The sequence below is a fragment of the Streptomyces sp. DT224 genome, assembly GCF_049844595.1.
Classification (GTDB): Bacteria; Actinomycetota; Actinomycetes; order Streptomycetales; family Streptomycetaceae; genus Streptomyces.
On the sequence record NZ_JBNCLI010000002.1, the window covers coordinates 667,252 to 691,695 of the forward strand.

A 24,444-nucleotide genomic window follows, 5' to 3' on the forward strand; every position below is an offset into this window, starting at 1 on the left:
GCGGGTGGGACGGGAGTGAGCGGATTCATAGGGATTAAACACCCCAGCGGGGGCCGCGAACCGGACACCTCGGGCGAAGGGCCGGCCGGAGGCCGGTTCCGGGCGACACGGAGAGGCACGAGGTTGACCGACGCGCCGACGTCCTAGGTAAGGGGGGTTCTTTCGGGGAAGATCTGGCCAAGGGCCGCCTTGGCGGGCCCGTTTTTCCCCCAGGCGACCGCGGCAGAACTGGAAGAGTCGAATCCATGCAGGTGTGGCCGGGACAGGCGTACCCGCTCGGTGCCACGTACGACGGCGCCGGGACCAATTTCGCGGTCTTCTCGGAGGCCGCCCACCGAATCGAGTTGTGCCTGCTGCACGACGACGGTTCCGAGACGGCGGTGGAGCTGAGAGAGACCGACGCGTTCGTCCGGCACGCGTATCTGCCCGGGGTGATGCCCGGTCAGCGCTACGGCTTCCGCGTGCACGGCCCGTACGAACCGGAGCGCGGCATCCGGTGCAATTCCGCCAAGCTGCTCCTGGACCCGTACGCCCGCGCGGTGTCCGGGCGGATCAAGTGGGGGGAGGCAGTGTACGGCTACCCGTTCGGGAAGCCCGACGCGCGCAACGATCTCGACTCCGCCCCGCACACCATGACGTCGGTCGTGGTGAACCCGTACTTCGACTGGGGCGACGACCGGCGCCCCCGTACGGACTACCACCGCACGGTGATCTACGAGGCCCATGTGAAGGGCCTGACCATGCTCCATCCGGGGCTGCCGAAGGAGCTGCGCGGCACGTACGCCGGGCTGGCGCATCCGGAGATCATCGCCCATCTGACCGAGCTCGGCGTCACGGCGATCGAGCTGATGCCGGTGCACCAGTTCGTCCAGGACCACCGGCTGGCGGACGCGGGGCTCGCCAACTACTGGGGTTACAACACGATCGGATTCTTCGCCCCGCACAACGCGTACGCCTCCTGGGGCGACCGGGGCGAGCAGGTCCTGGAGTTCAAGCAAGCCGTGCGGGCCCTGCACCAGGCGGGCATCGAGGTCATCCTCGACGTGGTCTACAACCACACCGCCGAGGGCAACCACCTCGGGCCCACGCTGTCGTTCCGGGGGCTCGACAACGCCTCGTACTACCGGCTGACCGACGACCAGCGGTACTACATGGACACCACGGGCACCGGGAACTCGCTGCTCATGCGGTCCCCGCACGTGCTCCAGATGATCATGGACTCGCTGCGGTACTGGGTGACCGAGATGCACGTGGACGGCTTCCGCTTCGACCTGGCGGCCACGCTGGCCCGGCAGTTCCACGAGGTGGACCGGCTGTCGTCGTTCTTCGACCTGGTGCAGCAGGACCCGGTGGTCAGCCAGGTGAAGCTGATCGCCGAGCCGTGGGACGTCGGCGAGGGCGGCTACCAGGTGGGGAACTTCCCGCCGCTGTGGACCGAGTGGAACGGCAAGTACCGGGACACGGTCCGCGACCTGTGGCGGGGCGAGCCCCGGACGCTCGCCGAGTTCGCCGGACGGCTGACCGGATCGTCGGACCTGTACCAGGACGACGGCCGCCGCCCGCTCGCCTCGATCAACTTCACCACCTGCCACGACGGCTTCACGCTGCACGACCTGGTCTCGTACAACGACAAGCACAACGAGGCCAACGGCGAGGGCAACCGGGACGGCGAGAGCCACAACCGCTCGTGGAACTGCGGCGCCGAGGGCGAGACGGACCGGACCGAGGTGCTGGAGCTGCGCGAGCGTCAGATGCGCAACTTCATCGCCACGCTGATGCTGTCGCAGGGCGTGCCGATGCTCAGTCACGGCGACGAGTTCGGGCGTACCCAGCAGGGCAACAACAACGCCTACTGCCAGGACAACGAGCTGTCGTGGGTGCACTGGCCCGAGCCGGCCGCCGCGGTGGGCGAGGACGGCGAGGACGAGGACGAGGGGCCGGACGACGGGGCGCGGGACATGAGCCTGCTGGAGTTCACCCGGGCGATGGTGTGGCTCCGCCGCGACCACCCGGTCTTCCGTCGCCGCAGGTTCTTCCACGGCCGCCCGGTGGAGGGCACGCACGACGAGCTGTCCGACATCGCCTGGTTCACGCCCGAGGGCAAGGAGATGACCCAGCGGGACTGGCAGGCCGCCCACGCGAAGGCCCTGACGGTCTTCCTGAACGGACACGCCATCTCGGAGCCGGGACCGCGCGGGGAGCGGATCTCCGACGACTCGTTCCTGCTGATGTTCAACGCGAGCGCCGAGACCCTGGAATTCGCGGTGCCCGTCAATCACGGCCGGCAGTGGCACGCCGTCGTGGACACCGCGCGCCCGGCCGGGGTGCTGCCCGGGGCCGGGCCGAAGGTCGCGGCGGGCGATCGGGTGACGCTGGTGGGCCGGAGCATGGTGGTGCTGCAACGGCCGGCCTGACCGGTCGCACGGGCCCGCCCGTGTCACCCCGTCGTGGCCTTGTGCCAAGCGGGGTGACACAGGCGGGCCCGATGTGGGTACGAAGCTCTTCATGACGCCTACCGCCACGTACCGTCTCCAGCTCCAGCCGGAGTTCCCGTTCCGCGCCGCCGAGGACGCCGTGCCGTACCTCGCCTCGCTCGGCGTCTCGCATCTGCATCTCTCCCCGGTCCTGGAAGCGGTCCCGGGCTCCCGGCACGGCTACGACGTCACCGACCACGGCCGGGTCCGGGACGAGCTGGGCGGCGAGGCGGGCCTGCGGCGGCTTGCGGGCACCGCGCGGGAGCACGGGCTCGGCCTGGTCCTGGACATCGTGCCCAACCACATGGCGGCCGACCCCGTCCACAACCACGCCCTGCGCGAGGTGCTGCGCGAGGGCCCGGAGTCCCCGTACGCCCGCTGGTTCGACATCGACTGGGCGGCCGGGGACGGGCGGATGCTGCTGCCGGTGCTGGGCGGGCGGATCGGCGACGAGATGGAGCGGATGCGGGTCGACGGCGAGGTGCTGCGCTACGGCGAGCAGGAGTTCCCGCTCCGTGAAGGCACCGCCCGCCTCCCGCTCCCGGAGCTGCTGGACGCCCAGCACTACCGGCTCGGCTGGTGGCGGCTGGCCCGTACCGAGCTGAACTACCGGCGGTTCTTCACCATCTCGGACCTGATCGGGGTGCGGGTGGAGGACCCGGACGTCTTCGCCGCCACCCACGGCAAGATCCTCGAACTGGTCCGGGACGGGGTGGTCGAGGGTCTGCGGATCGACCACCCGGACGGTCTCGCCGACCCGGCCGGCTATCTGGAACGGCTCTCCGAGGAGAGCGGCGGGGTGTGGACGGTGGTGGAGAAGATCCTCACCGGCTCCGAGCGGCTGCCGGCCGGCTGGGCCGTCGCCGGGACCACGGGCTACGACGCGCTGTACCGGATCGACGGGCTCTTCACCGACCCCCGGGGCGCCGCCGAGCTGCTGGGCCACTACCGCGAGGCGGCCTCCCCGGCCGGCGACCGGGGAGGCTACTGGACGGCGACCGTGCGCCGGGCCGCGTACCGCGTCGTCACCCATGAACTGGCGGCGGAGACGGAGCTGCTCACCCGCCTCGCCTCGCGGATCTGCGCCGGGGACCCCGGGCTGCGCGACCACGCCCCCTGGGCCCTGCGCACCGCCATCCGCGAGCTGCTGGTCCGCGTCCCGGTCTACCGCCCCTACGTGACGGCGGGCGGCCCCTGCTCCGACGCCGCCGAGGCGACGCTCGACGCGACGGCGGTGAGCGACGCCAAGGCCGTGTTCGCGGTACGGGAGGAGGCGTCCGCCGTCGACGTGGTGCGGGACCTGGCGCTCGGGCGACTCGGTGGCGGCGGGGACCGGGCGGCGTTCTGCGCCCGGTTCGCGCAGACCGCTTCCGCGTTGCGGGCCAAGGCGGTCGAGGACACGGCGTACTACCGGTACCTGCCGTTGATCTCGGCCAACGAGGTGGGCGGCGACCCGGGGCACCCGGCGGTCGAGCCGGAGGACTTCCACGCCTTCTGCACCCGGCTCGCCCGCGACTGGCCCGCCACCGGGACGGCGCTGACGACGCACGACACGAAGCGCAGCGCCGATGTGCGGGCGGGCATCGCGGTGCTGTCGCAGTGCCCCGGGCGGTGGGCGGGACTGGTCGCGGGGCTCGGGCGGTCCGCCCAGGCCGCGCCCGATCCGCAGCTGGCCTGGCAGGCGTGGCAGACGGCGGTCGGCTGCGCCGGGATTCCGGCGGATGAGCGGGCGGCGCGGCTGGAACCGGCGCTGCTGAAGGCGGTGCGCGAGTCGGGCCTGTTCACGAGCTGGACGGAGCCCGATCCGGTGTACGAGCGGATGGCATCGGACTTCGTGGCCGCCGGTCCGGCCGCGGACACCGGCCCGGTGCGGTCCCTCGTGGAGGAGTTCGCCGCCCCGCTCGCCGCGCACGTGCGGGCGCACTCGCTGGGCGCGGCGCTGGTGCACCTGACGATGCCGGGGGTGCCGGATCTCTACCAGGGCACCGAGCGCGCCTATCTCGCCCTCGTCGACCCGGACAACCGGCGGCCGTTCCGGGAGCCGTCGCCGGACGCGCCCGCCGACGAGAAGGCCGGGCTGACGAAGGTGGCGCTGCGGCTGCGGCGGGAGCGGCCCGCGGTGTTCGGCGAGTCGGGCACGTACGCCCCGCTGCGCGCCTCGGGCCCGGCGGCCTCGCACTGCGTGGCCTTCTGCCGCTCGGGCGAGGTCGTGACGGCGGTGACCCGGCTGTCGCTGCGGCTCGCGGAGGCGGGCGGCTGGCGGGACACGCGGCTGGCCCTGCCGGACGAGGGCGTGTGGCGGGACCTCCTCGCACCGGGCCGCGCGTTCACGGGCGGCACGGCGGAGGTGGCGGAACTGTTCGCGGACCGGCCGGTGGCGTTGCTCGTACGGGGGTGAGGGCTCGCCCCGGCTCAGCCCCGGCTCAGCCCGGCCGGACGAGGAGGGAGCGCGGGCCCCGGGTCAGCAGGCCCGTGGCGGCCGGGCGGAAGCCCTCCGCCCAGCGGAGCCGGGGCATCGCGTCGAGCAGGGCGCGCAGACCCTGTTCGGCCTCCAGGCGGCTGAGCGCCACGGCCGGGCAGCCCGCCGGGCCGGTCAGCGTGCGGTCCTGGTCCGGGCGGAACGGGTCGAAGGTGTCCGGGGCCGCGAACCGTCCGGGGTCGCGCGCGGCGGCCCCGACGAGGCAGGCGACGGGCGCCCGTGCGGGGAGGGTGCCGCCGCTGAGGGCGACCTCGGCGACCGTGCGGCGCAGGACGACCTGCACCGGCGGGTCGCGGCGCAGCGACTCCGTCCAGGCCCGGCCGGTGAGCGCGGGTTCGATACGCAGGGCGGCCAGCAGGTCGGGGTCGTCCAGCAGGTTGGCGAGGAGCGAGGCGAGCACGGTCCGGCGCAGGGCGGTGTCCCGGGCGCAGGGCCCGTCCCCGGCCGGCGCGGCGGGCAGCCAGCGGCAGAACTCCTCGACCAGGTCGGCCCGGGAGGAGCGGGCGATGCGCCGGGCCAGCACATGGGCGGTGCGCTCCACGCGCTCGGCGAGCCCGTCGGGGACCGTGCCGGTCACGACGGCGTACGGGTCGGTGGGCAGACAGCGCGGGCTGCCGTGGCACAGACCGAGCGGCGCGGGCCCGCCCCTGGGCGCCCCGTCCTGCGGGAAGCCGGCGAACCGGGGGTCGGTGAGGGCGACGGCCACATCGTCGTACCGGCTGACCAGCCAGGCGCCGAGGGGCGCGTCGTAGCTGAGCGGGTACTGCTCGCGCAGCATCCGGTAGAAGCGGTACGGGTCCCGGGCCGCGCCGCGCGCGAGGAGGCTGGGCCCGGTGCGGGGCCGGCCGGCCCTGCGGGCCTTGGCGGAACGGGTGGCGTGGGCGCGTGGTTCGGGCGAGGTGGTCGGGGCCGGTATGTCTCGGGGCGCGTCTGCCTGCATGGCGGTTCCCCCGGGGCGAGTCGGTACGCCGGTGGACGGCGCGGTCCCTCTCAGGGCATCACCTGAACGGTCGTGTCGCAGTCGGCGCGCGGCCGTCCGGGTGACGTCGCGGGACCGGCCGACCGGGGTGGCGGGCCGGGCGCGCGCTCCCGGCGCCGCTCAGTGGAGCCAGTCGAAGACGGGCCGCCGGCCCTCGCGACGCCGTACGAATCCGCGCAGGCCGGCCAGGAGGGTGATGCATGTCCAGCCGACGGCACCCATGACCAGCAAGCCGAGGGTGGCGTCCGAGTGGACGTCGGAAGCGGCGGCCATCGGGACGACGCCCTTCGGGTCGCTGATGACCTCGATCCGGTCGCCCACCGCCCAGTCCGGGTCGTCCCCGTCGTAGTTCAGGGTCTCCTTGAGCTCGCCCAGAGGACCCTCCAGGGTGAAGCGGTGGTGGGAGCCGCCGCTCAGGGTGGCGCTGTCGGCGGTGATGCGGACGGTCTCGCGTACACCGCGGCCGTCGAGCACCGCCTCGGGCGCGTACTGGACCGAGCCGACGAGCACCACCAGCGCCGGAAGCGCGGAGAGCACGGCGAGCCACCAGGCGCAGTGCAGGACGCGCAGGACGGCCAGGAAGCCGAAGCAGCCGATGAGGCCGGTGGAGATGGGGACGGCGACCAGGCCGAGGGCGAGGTAGGAGATGCCCGTGTTGACCGCGGCGATGACCCAGCCGAGGACCACCACGGCGAGGGTGAACAGAAAGTACGGGCCCCGGCTCACGTTCGAACGCGCCGGCTTCCTCATGTCCACGGCAGTCATGGGGGCAGCATAGACAACCGGCCCGCCAGGATCAGCGGTCGGTCCGTGGTCCGGGCGGCCGGGACGCGGCCAGGAGTTCGGTGAACGCGGCGGCCGCGCCGGTCAGCGGGACGCGGGAGAAGACGGCCAGCTCGCGCCGCCAGGCCGGGTCCACGGTGAGCACCGCGCAGTCCTCGCCGACCGCACCCCGTACGACGTGGGCGGGGGCGGTGGCGACGCCGGCCCCGGCCGCCGCCATGCGTACCGCCGTCGAGGTGTGCTCGGTGCGCACCGCCGTACGGGGGGTGAAGCCGGCGCGGGCGCAGGCGCGGTCGAGGAACGGGGTGCCGTCCACGAGCGGTTCCATGGCGCAGCGGACCCAGAAGCGGTCGGCGAGTTCCTGGAGGCGGACCGAGGACCGTCCGGCGAGGGGGTCGTCGAAGGGGACGACGAGGACGATGTCCTCCGCGCCGACGGGGACGACCGGGCCGCTCCAGCGGGCGGGCGGCGGGCCCACGGCCAGGTCGGCGGTGCCCCGTTCGATCTGGTCCTCCAGGGCCTCGGTGGTGGCGTACTCGTGCAGCACGAGGGCGACGCCGGGGTGGGCGGCGCGCCAGCGGGCGAAGACGTCGGGGAGGATGCCGACGGCGATGGCGTGGACGGTGGCGACGTGGAGTTCGCCGCCCCGCGCGCCGGCGGCGGCGCGCGCGGCGCGGCGGGCCTGGGCGGCGCTGCGCACGGAGCGTTCGGCGTGCGGCAGGAAGGCGCGGCCCATCGCGGTGAGCCGCACCCCGCGCGGCAGCCGTTCGAGCAGGGGCCCGCCGACGGCCCGTTCCAGGGCCTTGATCTGGTGGGAGAGCGCGGGCTGGGTGACGTGGAGCTGTTCGGCCGCCCGGGTGAAGGACGCCTCCTCGGCCACGGTGACGAAGTACTCCATCTGCCGCAGGCTCATCGTGTTCTCCTGACATGAGCTCCGTGCATGGAAGCCACACAAACATTGCCTTGGACTCATGGCAAGGACCGGGCGGAGGGTGGGAGCCATGACACAGGATCAGCGGGTGGGGGAAGCGGACGTCGTCGTGATCGGCGGCGGGACCGGCGGGTATGCGACGGCGCTGCGGGCGGCCGGGCTCGGGCTGACCGTGGTGCTCGCGGAGCGCGACAAGGTGGGCGGGACCTGTCTGCACCGGGGCTGCATTCCGAGCAAGGCGATGCTGCACGCGGCCGAACTCGTGGACGGCATCGCGGAGGCGCGTGAGCGGTGGGGCGTGAAGGCGCTGCTGGAGTCCGTGGACTGGCCGGCGCTGGTGGCCACCCGTGACGACATCGTGGCCCGCAACCACCGTGGCGTGCAGGACCACTTGGCGCACGCGGGTGTCGCAGTGGTGGCGGGCAGCGCCGAGTTGACCGGGGCGCGCACGGTGCGGATCGAGGGGTACGGGGAGGTGGCCGCCCGGCGCGGCATCGTACTGGCGACGGGCTCACGGCCCCGGACGCTGCCGGGCCTGGCGGCGGACGGGCGGCGGGTGGTGACCAGTGACGACGCGCTGTTCGCGCCCGGTCTCCCGGAATCGGTGCTGGTCCTGGGCGGCGGCGCGATCGGTGTCGAGTACGCCTCGCTGCACCGGTCGATGGGGGCGCGGGTGACCCTGGTGGAGGCGGCGGACCGGCTCGTTCCGCTGGAGGACGCGGAGGTGTCGCGCCATCTGACCCGGGGGCTGAAGAAGCGGGGGATCGACGTGCGGACCGGGACGCGGCTGCTGGGCGCCGTGCTCCTCGACGACGGCGTACGGGCCACGCTCCGCACCCCGCGCGGGGAGACCCCGACCGTCGAGGCCCAGCGGCTGCTGGTGGCGGTGGGCCGGGTCCCGGTGACGGACGGACTCGGGCTCGCCGCCGCCGGACTGGCCACCGACGAACGGGGGTACGTGGCACCGGCGGACTGGTCGCGGCTGGAGACCCCGGTGCCGGGCATCCACGTGGTCGGCGATCTGCTGCCGCCGCCGTCCCCCGGGCTGGCCCACGCCTCGTTCGCGGAGGGGCTGTCGGTCGCGGAGACCCTGGCGGGGCGGCGTACGGCGGCGGTGGACTACGACGCGGTGCCCCGGGTCACGTACTCGGCACCGCAGACCGCGGCGGTCGGGCTGTCCGAGGCGGCGGCGCGCGACGCGGGGCACGACGTGGTGGTCAACACGATGCCGCTGACCGCGGTCGCCAAGGGCATGGTGCACGGGCAGGGCGGCGTGGTGAAGGTGGTCGCGGAGCGGGACGGGCGGGTGCTCGGCGTGCACCTGGTCGGGCCGCACGTCTCGGAGATGATCGCCGAGTGCCAACTCGTCGTCGGCTGGGACGCGGAACCCTTCGACGTGGCCCGGCACATCCACCCGCACCCCACGCTCTCCGAGGCGATCGGCGAGTCCTTCCTGACCCTGGCGGACCGGGGGCTGCACCAGCGGGTGTAACGACCTCGCCCGCCTTACCCGGGCGGCCGGAGCGTCGGTGCGGAGAGGCGGAACATCATGCGGCCGAAGCTCACCTGGTCCCCCTCGCGCACCGGGACCGTGCCGGTGACGCGCTGCCCGTTGACGCAGGTGCCGTTGGTCGAGCCGAGGTCCCGCAGCAGCCAGCGGTCGCCGTGCGCGGTCAGCTCCGCGTGCGTCCGGGAGACGGTCTCGTGGCTGAGCCGCAGTCCGTTGCCCGGGTCGCGGCCGATGCGCAGGGGGTGCGGGCTGGGGGCGGGCAGCAGCAGCTTGGGCAGCCGCTCCGCCCGCCACGCCCGGCGGACCCGCTCGGGGAAGCCGGAAACCCCGCCGACGACACGCAACAGCCGGCGCGACCAACGGCCTTCGCGCTCCAGGTCCTTGGTGAGGGCTTCCAGCTCCTCGGGGCGGCCGGTCGTCAGCGCCACCTCCATGCGGTGCATGAAGGTGTCCTGGGAGAGCTTGCCCTGGGCGGCGCCCTCCCTGAGCACACCGAGAACACGGTCGCGCTGCGCGTCGGACAGGCGCGCGGTGGGCGTGTGGAACTCGAACGGCGACGTCACGGCTCGATTGTCGGCCCGACCGCCCCGGGGTGTCCAGAAGAACCCCGCTTTCCGGCACCTCTGACCTGCACCGGATAACCAGGGGCGGCCCGCGGGGAACGTTGCTAGGGTCGGCCGCTGCCGTCCGGAGACCGCCGTGACGCGCCCCTTCGTCTTTGGAGCTCAGTGCCCGACGCACCGCTTGATCTGACCATCCGTCCGCTGACCGGCCCCGAGGAGCTGAAGCTCTTCCTCGAACTCCCCTACGTCCTCGACCACGAGCTGGCCGACGACCTCGCCACGGGCCGCCGCCGCCCGGAATGGATGTGGGTGGCGCTGCGCGGTGACCGCGTGGTGGCGCGCATCGCCTGGTGGAGCAGGGACGGCGCGGCGCCGCTGCTGCTCGACTTCTTCGACCTGGACGACACGCTGCCCCTGGCCGAGCGCGAGGAGGCCGGGCTGCGGCTGGTCGAGACGGCGACCGCCGCCGTCGTCCCCGCCGGTGCGCCGCGCCCCGAGTACGGGCGGTTCGTGCCGCCCGACTGGCGCGAGGACCCGGCCGTCCGCGAGGCCGTCGAGGCCCGCATCCGGGTCATGGAGCGCACCGGGGCCCGGATGCTCGTGGAGCGCCTGCGCCTGGAGTGGCGCGCCGGGACCGCGGTGCCCGCCGCGAACGGCCGGCTGCGGTTCCGGCCGGTGACCGGGCGCGAGGACCTGCTCGCGCTGATGACGCCGGTGATGGAGGGCACCCTCGACGCGCACGGACAGCAGGACCTGGCGTCCGGCCTGACGCCGCGCCAGGCCGCCGAGAAGCATTACGACGAGGAGCTGGCCGGGTACGCGACGCCCCGGGAGTGGTGGCGCGTCGCCGAGCTCCCGGACGGCGAGCCCGTCGGCTTCGTCACCCCGGCCCGTAACGACTACAACCCGATCATCGCGTACATCGGTGTGCTGCCCGCCCACCGCGGCCGCGGCCACATCGACGACATCCTCGCCGAGGGAACGCGGATACTGGCCGCGCAGGACGGTGTGGAGCGCATCCGGGCGGCGACCGACCTCGGCAACGTGCCGATGGCGAAGGCGTTCGCCCGCCTGGGCTACGTCAATTTCGAGCGCGCCTTCGACATGGTGTGGGACGGCTGACGGGCGCCTCGCCTCCGTAGCACCATGGGCCGGGGCGACCGGGCCCGGGAGCGAGGGAGTGCTGCATGTTGTTCGAGGTTTGGGCACCCGATGCGGGGTCGGCCGCGCTGCGGCTGGCGGGCGAACTGCGGCCCATGGAGCCCGATCCGGACCGGCACGGCTGGTGGACCGCCGAGGCGGAGGCCGCGGACGGCGACCGCTACGGCTTCGCCCTGGACGGCGGTCCGGTGCGCCCCGACCCCCGCTCGCGCCGCCAGCCGGACGGCCCCGACGGCGAGTCGGCGGTGGTCGACCACGACGCGTACACCTGGCGCTCCGAGTGGGCGGGGCGCGGGCTGCCGGGCGCGGTCCTGTACGAGCTGCACATCGGCACCTTCACCGCCGACGGCACGTTCGACGCGGCGGCAGCCCGGCTCGGCCATCTCGCGGAGCTGGGTGTCACCCATGTGTCGCTGATGCCGGTCTGCCCGTTCCCCGGGGTGCACGGCTGGGGTTACGAGGGCGTGTCGCTGTGGGCCGTCCACGAGCCGTACGGCGGGCCCGAAGGGCTGAAGCGCTTCGTCGACGCGGCGCACGGCCTCGGGCTGGCCGTCGTCCTGGACGTCGTCCACAACCACCTGGGCCCGTCCGGCAACTACCTCCCCGCGTTCGGCCCGTACTTCACCGAGACGCACCACACCCCGTGGGGCGCGGCGGTCAACCTGGACGCACCGGGCTCCGACGAGGTGCGGTCGTACCTGCTGGGCAGCGCGCTCGCCTGGCTGCGGGACTACCGGCTCGACGGACTGCGGCTCGACGCGGTGCACGCCCTGGCCGACACCCGGGCGCTGACCTTCCTGGAGGAGCTGTCCGCCGCGGCCGACGCGCTCTCCGCCGAGCTGGGGCGCCCGCTGCCGCTGATCGCCGAGTCCGACCTGTGCGACCCGCGCACCACCACCCCGCGTGCGGAGGGCGGGCTCGGGCTGCACGCGCAGTGGAACGACGACTTCCACCACTGCCTGCACACCGCGCTCACCGGCGAGTCCCAGGGCTACTACGCGGACTTCGCGGCCGCCCCGCTGGCCGGGCTCGCCAAGACGATGACGAGCGCCTTCTTCCACAACGGCACGTACTCCAGCTTCCGGGGCCGTACGCACGGCCGCCCCGTCGACGTCACGCGCAGCGCCGCCCACCGCTTCGTGGGCTACGCCCAGACCCACGACCAGATCGGCAACCGGGCCCTCGGCGACCGGCTCGCCGCCTCCCTCTCCCCCGGGCTGCTGGCCTGCGCGGCGGCGCTCGTGCTGACCGGGCCCTTCACGCCGATGCTGTTCATGGGCGAGGAGTGGGGTGCCCGCACCCCGTGGCAGTTCTTCACGGACCACACGGACCCGGAGCTGGCGGAGGCCGTACGGACCGGCAGGCGGCGGGAGTTCGGGGCGCACGGCTGGGCGGAGGAGGACATCCCGGACCCTCAGGACCCGGCCACCCGGGCCCGCTCCTGCCTGGACTGGGACGAGCCCGGCCGCGAGCCGCACGCCCGGCTGCACGCCTGGTACCGCGAGCTGATCGCCCTGCGCCGCACCCTGCCGGACCTGCGCGACCCGGACCTGGCGAGCGTGAAGGCGGCGTACGACGACGAGGCGCGGTGGCTCGCGGTGCGCCGGGGCGACCTGCGGATCGCGGTCAACCTCGCCGCGAAGCCGGCCGCGATCCCGCTGGGCAACGGGCGGCACCGGGGCGGTCCGGGGCGGGTCCTCGCGGCATGGCTGCCGGTGGACCCGCCGGGCCCGGACGGGACGCTGCACCTGCCGGCGGAGTCCTGCGTGATCCTGGCCGACGACTGACCGGCGCTACTCCACGATCGCGAGTTCGCGGGCGGTGGCGTTGAGCCGGCGCCCGCCGTCCTCGGTGACGGTCACGATGTCCTCGATGCGGACGCCGAACCGGCCCGGCAGATAGATGCCGGGCTCCACCGAGAAGCACATGCCGGGCACCAGCGGCTGCTCCTCGCCCTCGATCATGTAGGGCGGTTCGTGGGTGGTGACGCCGATTCCGTGGCCGGTGCGGTGGATGAAGCGTTCCCCGTAACCGAATTCGGTGATGACCGCGCGGGCGGCCCGGTCGATGTCCTGGCAGGCGGCGCCGGGGCGCACCGCCGCGCAGCCCGCCTGCTGCGCCTCGCGCACGATGTCGTGGACCCGCTGCTCCTCGGCGGTGGGTTCGCCGACGTGGACGGTGCGGGAGGTGTCGGAGCCGTAGCCGTGCTTGAGGCCGCCGAAGTCGAGGACGACCATGTCGCCGTGCTCGATGGTGCGCTCCCCCGCCTCGTGGTGCGGGTTGGCGCCGTTGGGGCCGGAGCCGACGACGGTGAAGTCGACCTGGGAGTGCCCGTGCTCGGTGAGCAGCCGGGCCAGGTCGGCGGCGACCTCGGTCTCCTTCCGGCCGGAGAAGCGGACCTTCAGGATCTCCTCGTACGCGGCGTCGGCGGCGGCCCCGGCGGCGGCGAGCCGGTCCAGTTCGTGGGCGTCCTTCACCGCGCGCAGCATGGGCAGCGCCTGGGTGAGCGAGGCGTACGAGGTGCCGGGCAGCCGCTGCTGGAGGCCGAGGAGGTGCATGGCCCAGGCGTTGTCGCTGATCCCGAACCGGCCCCGCGCGTCGAGCAGCGGGGCGGTGACCTCGTACGGGTCCTTGCCGTCCGTCCAGTCGCGCAGGGTCAGGGCGGGGGCGCCGACGGCTCTCTCCGCGTCCGGCGCCTCCAGGGTCGGCACGACCAGCACCGGGTCCTGGCCCGCCGCGAGGACGAGCAGGGTGAGGCGCTCGGTGTCCGCGGGCGGCGCATAGCCCGTCAGGAACACCATGTCGGGCCCCGGTGCGACGAGGACCCCGGCGAGCCCGGCCGCGGCGGCGCTCTCGGCCGCCCGCGCCATCCTGGCCCGGTAGTCGTCGGCGGTGAACGGCACCGGCTGGTTCATGGGCATGCGGGTCCTCCTGACGGCACGGAACGGCCCTCCCATCCTGCCCGCCCGCCGGTGCGCGCGCGAACGGGTCACCGGATGACGAGGTCGGCCAGGTCGCGCCCGGCCGCGACGAGCCGGGCGTTGGCCTCGTCGGACCGCGCCACCCAGCGCTCGGCGCCGGCCCGGGTCTTCCCGTACCGCACATGCCGCTCGACGAGCCGGGGCACGCGTACCGCGTCGTCCGGGTCCAGGAACCACGCCTCGTCCAGCAGCCCGCGCACCGGGGCCCAGGGTCCTTCCTCGTACAGCAGGTAGTTGCCCTCGGTGACGACGAGCGGGACGCCGGGCGGTACGGAGATCGCCCCGGCGACCGGTTCCTCCAGGGAGCGGTCGAAGGCGGGGGCGTAGACGACGGTGCCGGGCTCGGGGGCGCGCAGCCGGCGCAGGAGGGCGGCGTACCCGGCGGCGTCGAAGGTGTCGGGCGCGCCCTTGCGGCCGGCCCGGCCGAGGCGTTCGAGCTCTCCCTGCGCGAGGTGGAAGCCGTCCATGGGCACGAGGACGGCGAGCGGGCCGAGCGCGTCGGTGATCCGTGCGGCCAGCGTCGACTTGCCGGCTCCGGGCGGCCCGGCGATGCCGAGGACGCGCCGCCGCCCGGTGCGGGCGAGGCGGTGCGCGCGGGCGGTGAGGTCGGGAAGGTCCATGCGGATAGTGTCGCGCCGGGGGCCGGCGCCCCGCCGCCCTGCCGCACCACGAGGAGTTCCATGCCGCACATCGCCCTGGTCACGCTGGTCGTCCGCGACTACGACGAGGCCCTTTCCTTCTACACCGGCGCCCTGGGCTTCGAGTTGGTGGAGGACACCGACCGGGGCGACGGCTCCCGCTGGGTGGTGGTGCGGCCGCGGGGCACCGAGGGTACGGGGCTGCTGCTGGCGCGCGCCAAGAACGAGGCGCAGGCGGCGAGCGTCGGGGCGCAGACCGGCGGCCGGGTCGGCTTCTTCCTGCACACCGGGGACTTCGCGGGCGACCACGCCCGGATGTCGGCGGCCGGGGTGCGCTTCCTGGAGGAGCCGCGCCACGAGGCGTACGGCTCGGTCGCGGTCTTCGAGGACCTGTACGGCAACCGCTGGGACCTGCTCCAGCCGTCGTCCTGACGGCGCGCCCCGCCGCTCAGCCGCCCGTCGGCACGTCGGCGTCCGCCGCGCCCGCCAGCGCGTCCAGGACCGGTGCGATCAGCGGGTGGGCCTCCGCGCCCCGACGCACCGCCGCGAAGACCCGGCGGGTCGGGGCGGTCCCGCGCACCGGGCGGACCACCACGCCGGTCAGCGTCATGCCGCGGAGGGCGGTGCGCGGGACCAGGGCCACTCCGGCGGCGGCGCCGGCGAGGGCGACGACCGCGTGGAAGTCGTCCGAGGAGTGTTCGAGGTTCGGGGCGAAGCCGGCGTACTCGCAGGCCAGGACCACCACGTCGTGGCAGGGGTTGCCGGGGTAGGGCCCGATCCAGGCGTCCTTGGCGAGCTCGGCGACGGCCACCTGGTCCTGGCCGGCCAGCCGGTGGCCCACCGGGAGCACCGCGTCGAACGGTTCCGAGTAGAGGGGGACGCGGGTGAGCCGGCGGTCGTCCTCGCCCGGGGCGCCCCGGTACTCGACGGCGACGGCGACGTCGGCCTGGCGGTCCAGGACCATCGGCACGCTCGCGTCGCCCTCGGCGTCCTGGACGCGGACCCTGATGCCGGGGGCGGTCCGGCTCAGCGCGGCGATGGCGGGGGCGAGCACCAGCCCGATGCCGGTGGCGAACGCGGCGACCGTGACCGTACCGGCCTCGCCGGAGCCGTACGCGGCGAGCTCGGCCTCGGCCCGTTCCAGCTGGGCCAGGACCGCGTTGGTGTGGGTGAGCAGGATCTCGCCGGCCGGGGTGAGCCTGGCCCCGCGCGAACCGCGTTCGACCAGCCGGTGACCGGTCTCCTGCTCCAGGGCGGCGAGCTGCTGGGAGACGGCGGACGGGGTCAGGTACAGGGCGGCGGCCGCGGCGGTCACTGTGCCGTGGTCCGCCACGGCGCGCAGGACGCGCAGCCGCCGGGCATCGATCATGCGACCCATTGTCCCAGGTCGCGGGGGGATGTCGGCCCGGGCCGCGGGGGCGCCCCGACCGCCCCCGCGACCGGTCGGGGACCGCTCCTCAGCTCTCCAGCTCGGCGCGCGCCGCGACGAACGCGTCCACCGCGCGGTTCACGTCGTCCGTGGAGTGCGCCGCGGAGAGCTGGACGCGGATGCGGGCCGCGCCCTGGGGGACGACCGGGTACGAGAACCCGATCACGTACACACCGCGCTCCAGGAGCAGCTCCGCCATCCGGCCTGCCTTCGCCGCGTCCCCGATCATGACGGGGGCGATGGCGTGGTCGCCGGGCAGGATGTCGAAGCCCTCCTCGGTCATCCGGGTACGGAAGAGCGCGGTGTTGGCGTTGAGCCGCTCGCGCAGTTCGCCGGCGGACTCCAGCAGGTCGATGACCTTGAGGGAGGCGGCGGCGATGACCGGGGCGAGCGAGTTGGAGAAGAGGTACGGGCGCGAGCGCTGGCGCAGCAGGGCGACGATCTCGGCGCGGGCCGCGACGTAACCGCCGGACGCGCCGCCGAGCGCCTTGCCGAGGGTGCCGGTGATGATGTCGACGCGGTCCATGACGCCGTGCAGCTCGGGCGTACCGCGTCCGCCGGCGCCGACGAAGCCGACGGCGTGCGAGTCGTCCACCATGACCATGGCGTCGTAGCGCTCGGCCAGGTCGCAGATCTCGCGCAGCGGCGCGACGTAGCCGTCCATGGAGAAGACGCCGTCGGTGACGATCAGCCGGCGCCGGGCCCCGGACGCCTCCTTGAGCTGCCTCTCCAGGTCGGCCATGTCGCGGTTGGCATAGCGGAAGCGCTTGGCCTTGCACAGGCGGATGCCGTCGATGATCGAGGCGTGGTTGAGGGCGTCGGAGATGACCGCGTCGTCGGCGCCGAGGATCGTCTCGAACACGCCGCCGTTGGCGTCGAAGCAGGAGGAGTAGAGGATCGTGTCCTCCTGGCCCAGGAAGGAGGAGAGCCGCTGCTCCAGCTCCTTGTGGACCTCCTGGGTACCGCAGATGAAGCGGACCGAGGCCATGCCGTAGCCCCAGCGGTCCAGCGCCTCGTGGGCGGCGGCGATCACGTCGGGGTGGTCGGCGAGCCCCAGGTAGTTGTTGGCGCAGAAGTTCAGCACCTCGCCGGGGCGGCCCCCGGCGGTGACGGCCACGGTCGCGGACTGCGGGGTGCCGATGACGCGCTCGGGCTTGTGCAGCCCGGCCGCCTCGATCTCTTCGAGGGTGGTGCGCAGGTCGTCGCGTACGGAGTCGAACATGCCGGATTCCTTAAGAGGTGTGAGGGTCAGGCGGTCCAGTCGAGGATGACCTTGCCGCCGCGCCCGCTCGCCGCGTCGTCGAAGGCCGCCTCGAAGTCGCGGTAGCCGTACCGGCCGGTGATCACGGGGGCAAGGTCGAGACCGCCCTCCAGCAGGACGGACATGGCGTACCAGGTCTCGTACATCTCGCGGCCGTAGATGCCCTTGATGGTGATCATCGAGGTGACGATCCGGGCCCAGTCGACGGCGAACTCCTCGGCCGGGAGTCCGAGCATGGCGATCCGGCCGCCGTGCGTCATGTTCGCGATCATGTCGCGCATCGCCTCGGGGCGGCCGGACATCTCCAGGCCGATGTCGAAGCCCTCGCGCAGGCCCAGCTCCTTCTGGCCGTCGGCGATGGTCGAATCGGCGACGTTGAGCGCCAGGCTGACGCCGACCTTGCGGGCCAGTTCGAGGCGGGCCTCGCTGACGTCGGTGATCACGACGTTGCGGGCGCCGGCGTGCTTGGCGACGGCGGCGGCCATGATGCCGATCGGGCCGGCGCCGGTGATCAGGACGTCCTCGCCGACCAGCGGGAAGGACAGCGCGGTGTGCACGGCGTTGCCGAACGGGTCGAAGATCGCGGCGACGTCGAGGTCGACGGGGACCCGGTGCACCCACACGTTGGACGCGGGCAGGGCGACGTACTCGGCGAAGGCGCCGTCGCGGCCGACGCCGAGGCCCAGCGTCGAGCGGCAGAGGTGGCGGCGGCCGGCCAGGCAGTTGCGGCACTTGCCGCAGACGAGGTGGCCCTCGCCGCTGACCAGGTCGCCGACGGCGATGTCGACCACGTCCGCGCCGATCGCGGCGACCTCGCCGACGAACTCGTGGCCGAGGACGAGCGGGGTGCTGATGGCCTGCTGCGCCCAGCCGTCGTAGTTGCGGATGTGCAGGTCGGTCCCGCAGATGCCGGTGCGCAGGACCTTGATCAGTACGTCGCCGGGGCCGGTCTGGGGCTCGGGGACGTCCATCAGCCAGAGTCCGGGCTCGGCCTTCTGCTTCACGAGTGCCTTCACGGCTGCGGCTCCCTGTACGGCGTTGAGCTCCCCGGGCCGGGGGCATGCCTGAGGAAGCCTGCGGCCCGGGGAAGGATGAGGGGGACGGCGTGGCAGCGCGCTCGCACCGGCTGCCGCGCACCATCCTCCGCCGTCACGGAGAAATCTGCCGTACCCCGCGCCCCAGGTCCATCGAGGTTTTCTTAAGCGGGCCCGCAGCTCCGCTTCACACCGCGCACGGGTTCCGCCGGACGGCTCAGTCGCGCGGCCAGGGCCTGCCGTCGAGGCGTTCGATGTCGCGGTTGAGCCGGGCCAGGTCGTCGGCGAAGCGGGCGGCCTCCTCCGGGGTCCAGGCAGCGAGGACCCGTTGCAGGCCCTCGCGGTTCTCCGCCCGGTCCTTGTCGAGGCGGCGCTCACCCTCCTCCGTGATGGCGAACTTGCGCGCGATCCCGCCGTCCGGGTCGGCGATGCGGTCGACGACGCCGGCCCGGAGCATCGCGGCGGTCTGCCGGTTCAGCGTCGAGGTGTCGAGCCCGAAGGCGTCGTGCAGCTGGCCGATCGACATCGGGCCCTGGACCCTGATGCGGCTGAGGAGGATGTACGCGCTCCGGTCGAGCCGCCCGTCGCCGCGCGAGGTGAGCAGGCTCATGTGCCGGCCGAGCAGCATCGTCTCGAACTCGATCCGGTCCACAGGCATGTCCACGCACGGCTCCCTACGACTGCGGTACGCCTCCCCCACCGGGACGGCGACCTCTCTGTACACATATACCACGGAATGTGTGCACGATGCACGCGTCATGCATGATGCACAACGCCCTGCGGGGCCGTACAGGTTTGAACGGCGTCCGCCACCCGAAACGGTTGTCCTTCCCGCCCCCGGGCCGGACAATCCGCTGTGACGGGAGCCGTTCGTCCACCCGGTCGTAGACTCGCCGGATGGCGAAGTATTTCGACGTACACCCCGAAAATCCCCAGCAGCGCACCATCACCAACGTGGCCGAAAGCATCCGCTCCGGGTCGCTCGTCGCGTATCCGACGGACTCCTGCTACGCACTCGGGTGTCAGCTCGGCAGCCGGGACGGTCTGTCCCGCATCCGGGCGATCCGCAACCTCGACGACCGCCACCACTTCACTCTGATGTGCCAGAACTTCGCCCAGCTCGGGCAGTTCGTGCACATCGACAACGACGTGTTCCGCACGGTCAAGGCGTCGACGCCCGGCCAGTACACCTTCATCCTGCCCGCCACGAAGGAGGTGCCGCGCCAGCTGCTGCACCCCAAGAAGAAGACCGTCGGCGTCCGCATCCCGGACCACCCGGTCGTGCAGGCGCTCCTGGGCGAGCTGGGCGAACCGCTGCTCTCCAGCACGCTGTTGCTGCCCGACGAGGCCGAGCCCCTGACCCAGGGCTGGGAGATCAAGGAACGCCTGGACCACGAGGTGGACATCGTCATCGACTCCGGCGACTGCGGTACGGAGCCGACGACCGTCCTCGACTTCTCGGGCGGCGAGCGGGAGATCGTACGCCGGGGAGCCGGCGACACCTCGCGCTTCGAGTAGCCCGGCCCGGCCCCCGCGGCCTCGCCGAAGACCGCGGGGGCGGCCACCGCCTCGGACGAGGACGGAGGCCGTTCCGGTCGGGAATCAGCCCGCGGGCGCGACGCCCGGGAACCAGCCGTCGGGCGAGGCGTCCTGCCCGGCCGGGAACCAGCCCGCGGGCGCGACGCCCGGGAACCAGCCGTCGGGCTCGGCGCTGTGCGCGGCAGGCGTGGACGAGGTCGCGGCCACGGCGGCCGGCGCCATGGCCCCGCCCACCACCACCAGGACCGCTGCGGCCAGCCCCGAGAACGCGTACTTCCTTTTCATCGAACTCCCCTTCATCGGTTGCTCGTCAGCCGGACCCCGGCGTCCCCCCGGAGCACCGGGGTCCGGTGACCACAGCTTCCCTCCCCGCCGCGCCCCCGTCTTTGACCTACGGTCACCACTGACTTGACGATGCGTGCCGGTAGTCGCGGGGCGACATGCCGTAGGCCGTACGGAAGCTGCGGGTGAAGGTGGAGTGGTCCCGGAAGCCCCAGCGCGCGGCGATCTGGTGCACGGTCACCTCGCTCAGGGCGGGGTCCCGCAGATCCCGGCCCGCACGCTTCAGCCGCATCCCCCGGATCCACGCCGTCAGCGTCGTGCCGCGCGCGCTGAACAGCCGGTGGAGATGCCCCACCGAGACGTGGTGGGCGCCGGCGATCGTACGGGGGGACAGGTCCGGGTCGTTCAGATGCCGTTGCACGAATGCCTCGACGCTCAGCAGCAGCGCCCCCTGGCGGGAGTCGCCCCCGGGCACCGGCTCCGCGTCCGCGTGGTGGTCCACGAGTGCGGTGAGCAGGTCGCCGGCGATCTCCGCCAGCCGGCTGCGGTCGTTGGGCCGGTACGCGCGCGACTCGTCGGCCAGACTGCTCATCAGGTGGACGAACATGCCGGCGAAGCCACCGCGCCCCGGCAGCGGCCGGGCGAGCAGCGGCTCCACGAGGTCCGCGGACGGGCCGAGCAGGGCGCGCGGGATGTGGGCCCGGATCAGCGTCGCGGGCTCGCCGCCCGGGGCGCCGACGCCGATCTCGAAGGGGCGCGAACTGTCGTAGAACGCGAGCTCGTTCGGCCCCAGGACCGCGTCCCGTCCGGCCTGGCTGAGCATCGTCCGCCCGGCGGCGGCCAGCGCGACGCAAACCAGCTCCGGATCGGCCTGCCGCACCATCCGGGCGGAACGCACGACCCGCCCCGGTGACATCGTCAGCTGGACGACGTTCACCGCCGCGAGGTCGACACCCCTGACCGACGCGGTGAAGCCGTCCGCCTCATGGCTGAGGACGCCCATGGCATGCTCGCTGGTGAGGAACGCGTCGTTCAGCGCCGCCAGCCGCTCACGCGGCGCCAAGTCGGCGCGATCAAAGAGTGTATGCAGCATGGCTCCCCCCAGGAGCCCACGGTAACGAACGCCTCCTCCCCCTACCGAGCCGAATCGGCCACGCGTTCGGCGACCCGGCCGTCGTCTCCTTGATAGCGTCGCCCCAGCGACTGCGGAGCACTCCCCGCCGGAGTCGCCGCTCTCTGCCGGGACGGCGCTGCCACCGCGAGGGCGGATGCGGGTGGCAGGGGATCTTCAGGCAGGGACGAAGAGAGCCGACGCATGAGCCTCGCGCAGTTGCACTACACCTCCGCGGTGGACGGGGACGGAACAGGCGAGGACGGGCCGGCCCCCGCCCGCTTCACCTCGGTCGACGCCTCGATACCCGCGTCCGTGCTGACCGAGGCGGGACCGCTGCTGGCGTACGAGGCGCCGAGCGGCACCCCGGAGCGGCTCACGGACACCGCCCTGCGCGCCCTGCCCGAGGCGTACAGCTTCAGCCTGCTCTCCGACGGCAGCGGGCTGCTGGCCCGGACCGTCCCGGTGCGCTCCCCCCGGACCTCCGCCGTCCGCTTCCACGCCCACGCGGTGCACCTGCCCCCCGGCACCCGGCTGCCCGAGGGGACGTTGCCCCTCGCCGCCTGCCGGTCCGCCCGCTGGGCCGCCGCCACCCCGGAGCGGCCGCTGCCCGACCCGCTCGCCGCGCTGCCCGCCCCGGCCGGCCACGAGGCCCGCGAGCGCGAGGCACTCAACGACTTCGCCGTCTCCCGCGGCCCCTGGCTCGCCGGTGTGCTGTCCGACCTGCGCCGCCTGCACGGGCCGGACGGGCCGGACCGGGTCGTCCTGGCCGAACGGCAGAGCGCGGACGTCGCCCGGTGGATCGCGCTCGCCGGGCTCACCCTGCCGGACGGGCTCGCCGAGCACCTGACCTTCACCACGTACACCCGCCGCCCGCGCGAGGCGGCCGGGCGGGTGGTCGGCGTGCTGCCCGAGGACGCCGACGGGCTGGCGGACTCCGGACTGCGCGTGCACGTGTGCACGGGTCCGCGCCCGGAGGGGCCCGTCGGCGACACCTGGGCCGAGACGGCGGCCCGTGTCTGGCGCGGACGTGCGCCGGAGCTGTTCCGGGAGGCGGCCGCGCTGCCCGGCGAGCCGTTCGCGGCGGGGCCGCTGGCGGTGACGGCCCTGTGCGCCGGCATACCGCTCGGCACCGAGGAGCGCGCGGCGGCGGCCGACTGGGCCGCCGAGCGGCCGTACGCCCTGGACGGGGCCCGGACCCGCCGGCTGGTCGAGGCGCTGACCTCGCCCGGGGCCGACGACCGCTCCGGACCCGAATTCGACGCCGCCGGACGGCTGTTCGCCGCGCTCGACGGCCGCTCCCCCGCGACCACCACCGCCCCGCTCGCCGCGATGCTGGTGACGGAGGCGGTGCGCGGCGGCAACGGCTCGCTGGAGCTGCCCGGCCGCACCGCCTTCAGCGGCCCGGAGGGCGCGGCCGTCGCCGGGGTGCTCGGGCCGGAGATCGTGACCGAGCTGGGCGGCGCGGGCGTCGGCCTGGACGTGGCCCGTACGGTGCAGTTGCTGCGGGTGGCCCGGCTGCTCGGGGTGGACTGCGCCGAGTTGCTGCCCTCCGTGGTGGGCCGGCTGGCGCCCGCGCTGCTGGCGGGCGGCGAGGAGGAGGCACCGCGCTGGGCACCGGCCCTGCTCGAACTGATGGACGAACAGTTCGATGTGCGTACGGCACTGCTCGGGGCGCTCGACCGGATCGCGCCGGACCACCCGGCGGGGGTGGCGCGGCTGCTGAGCCGGGTGCCGCTGCCGTTCACCGGCACGCAGGCGCTGCCGCACCTGCGGATGTGCGCCGGGGCGTCGGAGGCCAGGGCCGACTGCGGCGACGACCGGGTGGCGACCCTCCAGCGGATCCTGCGGGCCGGCGGGGTGTCGCCGTTCGCGGAGCCGCTGGTGCTGCGGACGGGGGTGGGCCTGGTGTGGAACGAGGAGGCCCCGACGGCCGCCGAGGCCCGGCAGCTGCTGGAGGCGGCGACCTCGGACGCGCACCGGGCGGCCGGCACCTGGTCGGTCCTGGTGGCCGCCGCGCTCGCGGCCGGCGCCGACGACGGAGCGGCCCCGGAGCTGGCCCACGACCTGCTGCGCGGCTTCCCGCGGGAGACCGGGGGCCGGGTGCGCGCGGCGCTCCAGCTCCTGGAGTTCGCCCGCGACGTGCGTTCGGGCGCGGCGGAGCCGGACTGGGCCGAGCGGGTGCGGGCGCTGCGCGCGGAGGCGGAGCCCGTGGAGCCGGGCGTGCTCGGGCAGGCGTGCGACGCGGTGGCCGGGCGGCTGCTGGCGCCGGAGCGGCCCGACGAGGAGCTGTACGCCCTCGTGCAGAGCGGGGACGCGGACCTGATCGCCGCCTACGCCCGGACCGCGCGCGGTGACGGCGTCCGGGCCCGGCTGGCCGCCGATCCGGCCTACGCGGCCGACTGCTTCACCGTGTGGACGGCCCACCCGCACGCCGGTGAGGTGTGGACCGGGGCCGCCGCCGGGCTCCTCGACGAGGTGCTGCGCCCCGTGGTGCGGGGGCTGCCCACCGACCGGGTCGCGGCGGTCGAGGACGCGGTCGGCCGCTCGGGCAGCAGCGGCCGGGCGGACGCCTTCCGCGACTGGAACCGCCGCGAGCGCCGCACCCTGGGCCGCCTGGGCCGCCGCATCGCGGGGCGGGTGCGGCGGGGCTGAGTGGGGCGCGTGGCGGGGCACCCGTTGCGGCCGCGGCCGCCGGTCTGCTCAACGCTGTGGTGCTCGCGGGTCTGCTTGCGGCCGTAACCGGTCTCTCCGTGCCCGTCTCGGTGGCCGCCGGTGCGGGTGCCTGCGTGGCCGTCTCGCTCGTGATCAGCGTGCTGCTGCCCCGCCCCCGGGCGATGGCCGGGGTACGGGGCAGCCACTGACGCGTGGGATCGGTTCAGCCCGCGTCCGGCGTCAGCCGCAGCGAGATCGAGTTGATGCAGTAGCGCTGGTCCGTCGGGGTCGGGTAGCCCTCGCCCTCGAAGACGTGGCCCAGGTGCGAGCCGCAGCGGGCGCAGCGGACCTCGGTGCGGACCATGCCGTGGCTGCGGTCCTGGACCAGCTCGACCGCGTCGGTGTCCTTCGGGTCGTAGAAGGACGGCCAGCCGCAGTGCGACTCGAACTTGGTGTCGGAGCGGAACAGCTCCGCGCCGCAGGCCCGGCAGGAGTAGACGCCCTCGGTCTTGGTGTCCGTGTACTCACCGACGAACGCGGGCTCGGTGCCGGCCTTGCGCAGCACCGCGTACTCGGCGGCGGTGAGCTCCTCCCGCCACTGTTCGTCCGGCTTCTCGACGTCGTACGTCACGGT

22 protein-coding genes are annotated in these 24,444 nt (G+C 74.1%); 9 read left to right on the forward strand and 13 right to left on the reverse strand.

What is annotated here, in order from left to right:
• Positions 1-245: 245 nt before the first annotated feature.
• Positions 246-2,414: a glycogen debranching protein GlgX gene (gene glgX, locus ACLQ2N_RS06700; protein WP_425810023.1), complete on the forward strand. Its 2,169-nt coding sequence runs from the start codon at positions 246-248 to the stop codon at positions 2,412-2,414.
• A 91-nt stretch (positions 2,415-2,505) separates the two neighbouring features.
• Positions 2,506-4,872 carry a malto-oligosyltrehalose synthase gene (gene treY / locus ACLQ2N_RS06705; protein WP_425810025.1) on the forward strand — a complete coding sequence of 789 codons (2,367 nt, stop codon included), beginning with the start codon at positions 2,506-2,508 and terminating at the stop codon, positions 4,870-4,872.
• 25 nt (positions 4,873-4,897) lie between these two features.
• On the opposite strand, the gene ACLQ2N_RS06710 is transcribed toward treY, so the two are convergent.
• From ACLQ2N_RS06710 to ACLQ2N_RS06720, 3 genes are all read right to left on the reverse strand, one after another.
• Complete coding sequence (locus ACLQ2N_RS06710; protein WP_425810027.1) at positions 4,898-5,893, reverse strand: cytochrome P450; 996 nt, start codon at positions 5,891-5,893, stop codon at positions 4,898-4,900.
• A gap of 159 nt (positions 5,894-6,052) precedes the next feature.
• Positions 6,053-6,697, reverse strand: coding sequence for a hypothetical protein (locus tag ACLQ2N_RS06715; protein WP_425810029.1), 645 nt, complete (start codon positions 6,695-6,697; stop codon positions 6,053-6,055).
• A 31-nt stretch (positions 6,698-6,728) separates the two neighbouring features.
• The gene (locus tag ACLQ2N_RS06720; RefSeq protein ID WP_425810031.1) at positions 6,729-7,628 is read right to left on the reverse strand and encodes a LysR family transcriptional regulator; all 900 of its coding nucleotides are present in this window, start codon (positions 7,626-7,628) and stop codon (positions 6,729-6,731) included.
• 88 nt (positions 7,629-7,716) lie between these two features.
• On the opposite strand from ACLQ2N_RS06720, the gene lpdA reads away from it, so the two are divergent.
• Complete coding sequence (gene lpdA / locus ACLQ2N_RS06725) at positions 7,717-9,138, forward strand: dihydrolipoyl dehydrogenase (protein ID WP_425810033.1); 1,422 nt, start codon at positions 7,717-7,719, stop codon at positions 9,136-9,138.
• A 14-nt stretch (positions 9,139-9,152) separates the two neighbouring features.
• On the opposite strand, the gene ACLQ2N_RS06730 is transcribed toward lpdA, so the two are convergent.
• The gene (locus tag ACLQ2N_RS06730) at positions 9,153-9,719 is read right to left on the reverse strand and encodes an FHA domain-containing protein (protein ID WP_425810035.1); all 567 of its coding nucleotides are present in this window, start codon (positions 9,717-9,719) and stop codon (positions 9,153-9,155) included.
• A gap of 165 nt (positions 9,720-9,884) precedes the next feature.
• Between ACLQ2N_RS06730 and ACLQ2N_RS06735 the strand changes: the two genes are divergently transcribed.
• Both ACLQ2N_RS06735 and treZ read left to right on the forward strand, forming a co-directional pair.
• Complete coding sequence (locus tag ACLQ2N_RS06735; RefSeq protein ID WP_425810037.1) at positions 9,885-10,841, forward strand: GNAT family N-acetyltransferase; 957 nt, start codon at positions 9,885-9,887, stop codon at positions 10,839-10,841.
• 65 nt (positions 10,842-10,906) lie between these two features.
• Complete coding sequence (treZ, locus tag ACLQ2N_RS06740; protein ID WP_425810039.1) at positions 10,907-12,667, forward strand: malto-oligosyltrehalose trehalohydrolase; 1,761 nt, start codon at positions 10,907-10,909, stop codon at positions 12,665-12,667.
• Between the two features lie 6 nt (positions 12,668-12,673).
• On the opposite strand, the gene ACLQ2N_RS06745 is transcribed toward treZ, so the two are convergent.
• Positions 12,674-13,801 carry a M24 family metallopeptidase gene (locus tag ACLQ2N_RS06745; protein WP_425810041.1) on the reverse strand — a complete coding sequence of 376 codons (1,128 nt, stop codon included), beginning with the start codon at positions 13,799-13,801 and terminating at the stop codon, positions 12,674-12,676.
• Between the two features lie 68 nt (positions 13,802-13,869).
• Positions 13,870-14,481, reverse strand: coding sequence for a nucleoside/nucleotide kinase family protein (locus ACLQ2N_RS06750; RefSeq protein WP_425810043.1), 612 nt, complete (start codon positions 14,479-14,481; stop codon positions 13,870-13,872).
• A 60-nt stretch (positions 14,482-14,541) separates the two neighbouring features.
• On the opposite strand from ACLQ2N_RS06750, the gene ACLQ2N_RS06755 reads away from it, so the two are divergent.
• A complete protein-coding gene (locus ACLQ2N_RS06755; protein WP_425810045.1) occupies positions 14,542-14,931 on the forward strand; it encodes a VOC family protein in 390 nt (129 codons plus the stop codon).
• A 16-nt stretch (positions 14,932-14,947) separates the two neighbouring features.
• Here the strand turns inward: ACLQ2N_RS06755 and ACLQ2N_RS06760 are convergent, their stop codons facing one another.
• From ACLQ2N_RS06760 to ACLQ2N_RS06775, 4 genes are all read right to left on the reverse strand, one after another.
• Positions 14,948-15,868 (reverse strand): LysR substrate-binding domain-containing protein, encoded by a 921-nt coding sequence (locus ACLQ2N_RS06760; RefSeq protein ID WP_425810047.1) that lies wholly within the window; start codon positions 15,866-15,868, stop codon positions 14,948-14,950.
• Positions 15,869-15,956: 88 nt separating this feature from the next.
• Positions 15,957-17,150 carry a glycine C-acetyltransferase gene (locus ACLQ2N_RS06765; RefSeq protein WP_425810049.1) on the reverse strand — a complete coding sequence of 398 codons (1,194 nt, stop codon included), beginning with the start codon at positions 17,148-17,150 and terminating at the stop codon, positions 15,957-15,959.
• 26 nt (positions 17,151-17,176) lie between these two features.
• Positions 17,177-18,205 carry an L-threonine 3-dehydrogenase gene (gene tdh, locus ACLQ2N_RS06770; protein ID WP_425810051.1) on the reverse strand — a complete coding sequence of 343 codons (1,029 nt, stop codon included), beginning with the start codon at positions 18,203-18,205 and terminating at the stop codon, positions 17,177-17,179.
• 235 nt (positions 18,206-18,440) lie between these two features.
• Entirely contained in the window at positions 18,441-18,887 is a 447-nt protein-coding gene (locus tag ACLQ2N_RS06775) for a MarR family transcriptional regulator (protein WP_164398648.1), read from the reverse strand.
• A 233-nt stretch (positions 18,888-19,120) separates the two neighbouring features.
• Here ACLQ2N_RS06775 and ACLQ2N_RS06780 point away from each other — a divergent pair, with 233 nt between their 5' ends.
• Positions 19,121-19,741 carry an L-threonylcarbamoyladenylate synthase gene (locus ACLQ2N_RS06780; RefSeq protein WP_425810053.1) on the forward strand — a complete coding sequence of 207 codons (621 nt, stop codon included), beginning with the start codon at positions 19,121-19,123 and terminating at the stop codon, positions 19,739-19,741.
• A gap of 84 nt (positions 19,742-19,825) precedes the next feature.
• Here the strand turns inward: ACLQ2N_RS06780 and ACLQ2N_RS06785 are convergent, their stop codons facing one another.
• Both ACLQ2N_RS06785 and ACLQ2N_RS06790 read right to left on the reverse strand, forming a co-directional pair.
• A complete protein-coding gene (locus ACLQ2N_RS06785) occupies positions 19,826-20,047 on the reverse strand; it encodes a hypothetical protein (RefSeq protein WP_425810055.1) in 222 nt (73 codons plus the stop codon).
• 112 nt (positions 20,048-20,159) lie between these two features.
• Positions 20,160-21,137, reverse strand: coding sequence for a helix-turn-helix domain-containing protein (locus tag ACLQ2N_RS06790; protein ID WP_425810057.1), 978 nt, complete (start codon positions 21,135-21,137; stop codon positions 20,160-20,162).
• Positions 21,138-21,359: 222 nt separating this feature from the next.
• Between ACLQ2N_RS06790 and ACLQ2N_RS06795 the strand changes: the two genes are divergently transcribed.
• Both ACLQ2N_RS06795 and ACLQ2N_RS06800 read left to right on the forward strand, forming a co-directional pair.
• Positions 21,360-23,810 (forward strand): GTPase-associated protein 1-related protein, encoded by a 2,451-nt coding sequence (locus ACLQ2N_RS06795; RefSeq protein WP_425810059.1) that lies wholly within the window; start codon positions 21,360-21,362, stop codon positions 23,808-23,810.
• Between the two features lie 56 nt (positions 23,811-23,866).
• Complete coding sequence (locus tag ACLQ2N_RS06800) at positions 23,867-24,019, forward strand: hypothetical protein (protein ID WP_425810061.1); 153 nt, start codon at positions 23,867-23,869, stop codon at positions 24,017-24,019.
• Positions 24,020-24,033: 14 nt separating this feature from the next.
• Here the strand turns inward: ACLQ2N_RS06800 and msrB are convergent, their stop codons facing one another.
• A complete protein-coding gene (msrB, locus tag ACLQ2N_RS06805) occupies positions 24,034-24,441 on the reverse strand; it encodes a peptide-methionine (R)-S-oxide reductase MsrB (RefSeq protein ID WP_425810063.1) in 408 nt (135 codons plus the stop codon).
• Between the last annotated feature and the right edge of the window lie 3 nt (positions 24,442-24,444).

Bases quoted from the DNA above. Each gene is read 5' to 3' on its own strand.
- glgX (WP_425810023.1), top strand. From the start codon at position 246: ATGCAGGTGTGGCCGGGACAGGCGTACCCGCTCGGTGCCACGTACGAC.
- treY (WP_425810025.1), top strand. From the start codon at position 2,506: ATGACGCCTACCGCCACGTACCGTCTCCAGCTCCAGCCGGAGTTCCCG.
- ACLQ2N_RS06710 (WP_425810027.1), bottom strand. From the start codon at position 5,893: ATGCAGGCAGACGCGCCCCGAGACATACCGGCCCCGACCACCTCGCCC.
- ACLQ2N_RS06715 (WP_425810029.1), bottom strand. From the start codon at position 6,697: ATGACTGCCGTGGACATGAGGAAGCCGGCGCGTTCGAACGTGAGCCGG.
- ACLQ2N_RS06720 (WP_425810031.1), bottom strand. From the start codon at position 7,628: ATGAGCCTGCGGCAGATGGAGTACTTCGTCACCGTGGCCGAGGAGGCG.
- lpdA (WP_425810033.1), top strand. From the start codon at position 7,717: ATGACACAGGATCAGCGGGTGGGGGAAGCGGACGTCGTCGTGATCGGC.
- treZ (WP_425810039.1), top strand. From the start codon at position 10,907: ATGTTGTTCGAGGTTTGGGCACCCGATGCGGGGTCGGCCGCGCTGCGG.
- ACLQ2N_RS06745 (WP_425810041.1), bottom strand. From the start codon at position 13,801: ATGCCCATGAACCAGCCGGTGCCGTTCACCGCCGACGACTACCGGGCC.
- ACLQ2N_RS06750 (WP_425810043.1), bottom strand. From the start codon at position 14,481: ATGGACCTTCCCGACCTCACCGCCCGCGCGCACCGCCTCGCCCGCACC.
- ACLQ2N_RS06755 (WP_425810045.1), top strand. From the start codon at position 14,542: ATGCCGCACATCGCCCTGGTCACGCTGGTCGTCCGCGACTACGACGAG.
- ACLQ2N_RS06760 (WP_425810047.1), bottom strand. From the start codon at position 15,868: ATGATCGATGCCCGGCGGCTGCGCGTCCTGCGCGCCGTGGCGGACCAC.
- ACLQ2N_RS06765 (WP_425810049.1), bottom strand. From the start codon at position 17,150: ATGTTCGACTCCGTACGCGACGACCTGCGCACCACCCTCGAAGAGATC.
- ACLQ2N_RS06780 (WP_425810053.1), top strand. From the start codon at position 19,121: ATGGCGAAGTATTTCGACGTACACCCCGAAAATCCCCAGCAGCGCACC.
- ACLQ2N_RS06785 (WP_425810055.1), bottom strand. From the start codon at position 20,047: ATGAAAAGGAAGTACGCGTTCTCGGGGCTGGCCGCAGCGGTCCTGGTG.
- ACLQ2N_RS06790 (WP_425810057.1), bottom strand. From the start codon at position 21,137: ATGCTGCATACACTCTTTGATCGCGCCGACTTGGCGCCGCGTGAGCGG.
- ACLQ2N_RS06795 (WP_425810059.1), top strand. From the start codon at position 21,360: ATGAGCCTCGCGCAGTTGCACTACACCTCCGCGGTGGACGGGGACGGA.